The organism is Brevundimonas sp., assembly GCF_041648115.1.
GTDB lineage: Bacteria > Pseudomonadota > Alphaproteobacteria > Caulobacterales > Caulobacteraceae > Brevundimonas.
On record NZ_JBAZPR010000035.1, the window covers coordinates 1 to 3,673 of the forward strand.

The following is a 3,673-nucleotide window of genomic DNA, read 5'->3' on the forward strand; positions in this document are numbered from 1 at the left end:
GATACGAAAAAATCCCAATCCGAATTGATCGCCGCGAGCTTGCGCCTCGCCGATCAGACTCTCCGTCGCGTGATCGACGCGATCGAGCCTTACCTCAAGCAAGCGGACGAGCGCGGTCCCAGCGGCCAGCTCACGAAAGCGGCGAAAGACGCACGGCAGCGTCTGAAGAATCCGGAACTCAATATAACGGTCCCATCGGTTTCGTTGCAGAAGGCAATCCCAAATGCGCTGATGAAGGCGGCCGAGGAAGTCAACTCTAAGGAAGCGGCCGTCGCGAAGGCGATAGCAGATCTGGAAGTCGCATATTCAGCAGAAGAGTTTCAGAAGAAGCGTGCTGAACTCTACGAGAGCGCTGCGGGTGAATCACCGCCGCGGCGGAGGCAGACAGATCCTCAGAGGGTCGAGCCCGAGGAGATGACCTTCCTCCTCGAAATGCGGGAATTGGGTGTTCCGACATCGGTCATGGATCAGGGGAGTTTCTTCGAGCGTTGTCACATTGCTGCATTACTGAAAGAACTGGCCCACCCCATTGCCGAACGCAGCAAAGCGGGTCCGTGGGCTCGGGCTTTTGCGGGTGGTCAACTGAACGTCAGTGGCACGCACATGACGCCCGGCGAAGCTGAAGCCATCCGTCGCCTCGTGGGCCGCCACGACGAAGCAGCCGAAGCCGCAAAACGCATCATTCAGGAGAAATATGGAGAGACCTTCGACGTCTCCCCCGGCTTCGCCCTGATCCTGCTGAAGGTGGCGCTGGATGGCGGGGTTGAGGAATATGACAGTCTTTCTAAGAACGCTGATCGCGCCGCAGACCGCGTATCGCGCGGCGATGTCGACCTGATCCTTTCCGCGCTCGGTAACGGTGCCAATGCGCAGGAGGTGCGCAATCAGCTCCGCGAGGCCGCATTGCTTGCAGAGAGCAAGTCTTACACTGACTTGTCGCGTCACCAGCGGTTTGAACATCATGAGCTTGAACCCTCGACTATGACGAATGATGGAGACGGCTCGGAAGCGACAGATCTGCATACAGAATCTCCACCCCCTGTCGGCGAGGAGTATGACTGGGCGGCCGATGGTCTTGGCTTGCCCGGGTGGGTCACTGCCGAGGCAGCAGCCAGTTTCGATGCACTTGCGCGTCAAATGATGGAATATCCCGATTGGCCCCTGGATGTAGGCCTTTATTGGCGCGGTTGGACTGATACCTCCCGTTCTGGGGACGATATTCGCACGCGTATTGAAGGGTTGAGCGTGGCTACTACGGTTGCGAGGGAATATCTGAAAAGATTGAATGCCTTCGGTTTGGCGGCTGCCGACGACTTCTTAGTGGAATGGGGCACACGCTGGTTCACAAAGGATATAGCGACCAGTGAAGTGTATAAAAAAGATCGATTGAGATGGGGCTTTCCCCAGCCAGGCGATCGCTGACGCCGACTTTGCGACATGGGAAATTTTGAATTTCCATCGCTAGAAACGCTTTCTATTGACATATCCCGTCGATTGATTAGAAAGCGTCTCTATGAATGATTCCCTCCCCCTCGATGAGCTAGCGCTCGTGTTAAGCGGAGTCGCCACCGAGCGTCGCGGTGAAAACGCACGCGTGGTGATGGTGGGCGATTTGGATGGGACGGGGCGACTCCCTTCCCACCTGACGAAGGTGGGGCCGCCAAAGAACGGTCTGGATGCTCAACTTAAGCTTGGCGATGTCGTCATTTCGTTGCGGGGTAACTCGAACCATTGCGCCGTCGTCACCACCGCCGCGGGCGATAGCGAGCCGCTGTTCGCGACGCTCGACCTTGCTGTCATTCGGTTGCGCAAGGGAGTGCCAGTGGATCCAAGATATCTCGTCAGCTACATCAACCTGCCGTCGACACAGCAGGAACTGAGCGGTCATCGTTCCGGCACCGCAGCGTTGCGGCTTCCACTCGGACCTTTGAAAGAGCTCCGCATTCCTGTTCCGTCGGTCGAGCGACAGATGTCGATCGCAGCGCTGAACAGGTGCGCCATTGAGGAGCGCGAGCTCACCGAGCGCCTGTCCGCGCTCCGCACCGATCTAATTAATGAGCTTCTCCGCCAAGCGGCGGCAGAAGGGCCTGCCAAGGGAGCAAACCCAAAGCAGGCCTCAACCGGCCCGAACGGCTCTGGAACAGCCGGGCGGGCACCTTCTACCCAAGCAGAAAGGTAAATTAGATATGGCGAAATCCCCTTCAAGCAGCAAGGGCGGAACGACGCACGTCGTTCCCAACCCCTCTGGTGGCTGGAGCGTGAAGCGGGGCGGCAATCCTGCGCCCGTCAGCAATCATCGCACTAAGGCGACGGCGGAGGCGGCAGGACGGCGCGTCAGTCGCGCCGCCGAAAGTGAGTTGAAAATTCACAATCGCGACGGCCAGATCGCCCGTTCGGATAGTCACGGCAACGATCCGCGCGGCACCAAGGGCTGATGCAAATCCGGGTGAGGCGCTCGCGCGCCTCACCCACTCGACAAGGGAATCAAGATGACCGCCATCAAGCAAGAAGACGTGAACAAGGCTGCATGGAGCGCCTGCGATACGTTTCGCGGCACGATCGATGCCGCCAATTACAAAGATTACATCCTCGTCTTCCTGTTCTGGAAATATCTGAGCGATATCTGGGCCGACGAGCGCCGCGCTGCCGAAAAGCAGTATGACGGCGACGCCACCCGCGTTGAACGCCGCATGTCGCGCTTCCGCTTCCAGATCCCGGCGGGTGCCAGTTTCCACGACGTCTATCCCGAGCGGAACAGCACGAATATCGCCGAGCGCGTGAACATCGCGCTGGAAGCGATTGAGCAGGCCAACCTCGCCAAACTTGAGGGCACCCTCTCCCCGGTCGATTTCAACAGCCGCAACAATCTGGGCGAGACGGCCGATCGCAACCGGCGCATCAAAGCGCTGTTCGACAATTTCGCGCGCCCGACGCTCGATTTCTCGCCCTCACTCTTCGACGGCAAGGACAGCGCTGAGGACGTCATCGGCGAAACCTATATCTATCTCATTTCGCGCTTTGCCAGCAACGCGGGCAAGACAGCCGGCGAATTCTTCACGCCGCGAAAAGTCTCCGAACTGCTGGTCCGCCTCGCCGATCCGCGTCCCGGAAACCGGATCCACGACCCGGCCTGCGGGTCCGGATCACTTCTGATCCGCGCGGCCGAGCATGTCGCCCATGCAGAGGGCAAGGAGCACGCAAGTCAGGCAAATGTGCAGCTGTTCGGCCAGGAGGCGACGAACCAGACGCAGGCGCTGGCCCGGATGAACATGTTCCTGCACGGTTTGGACGGCGCGCGGATCGAATGGGGCGACACCCTCACCAACCCGAAGTTCCTCGCTGACGACGCGCTGATGCGCTTTGACCGCGTCATCGCGAACCCGCCCTTCAGCCTGAAGCAGTGGGGACATGAAGCGGCCGAGCAGGATCGGCATAACCGCTTCCACCGCGGCCTGCCGCCCAAGTCCAAGGGCGACTATGCCTTCATCAGCCACATGGTCGAAAGCGCGCGGCCGCGCGAAGGCAAGGTCGCGCTGATCGCTCCGCATGGCGTCCTTTTTCGTGGTGGCGCCGAAGGTCGTATCCGCCAGCAGATGATCGACGAGAATCTGCTCGATGCGGTGATCGGCCTGCCCGCACAGCTCTTCCCCTCGACCGGCATCCCGGTGTGCAT

General features: G+C 59.8%; 4 protein-coding genes. All 4 read left to right on the top strand.

The features are described from left to right. On the top strand, positions 1-1,422 hold a 1,422-nt coding region (locus tag WC597_RS17070), incomplete at its 5' end, for a hypothetical protein (protein ID WP_372695257.1). Positions 1,423-1,513: 91 nt separating this feature from the next. Further along, positions 1,514-2,179, top strand: a complete 666-nt coding sequence (locus WC597_RS17075; protein ID WP_372695259.1) for a hypothetical protein — start codon at positions 1,514-1,516, stop codon at positions 2,177-2,179. A gap of 7 nt (positions 2,180-2,186) precedes the next feature. Then, the gene (locus tag WC597_RS17080) at positions 2,187-2,435 is read left to right on the top strand and encodes a DUF2188 domain-containing protein (protein WP_372695261.1); all 249 of its coding nucleotides are present in this window, start codon (positions 2,187-2,189) and stop codon (positions 2,433-2,435) included. 54 nt (positions 2,436-2,489) lie between these two features. Then, a partial coding sequence (locus WC597_RS17085) for an N-6 DNA methylase (protein ID WP_372695263.1) occupies positions 2,490-3,673 on the top strand: 1,184 nt, incomplete at its 3' end.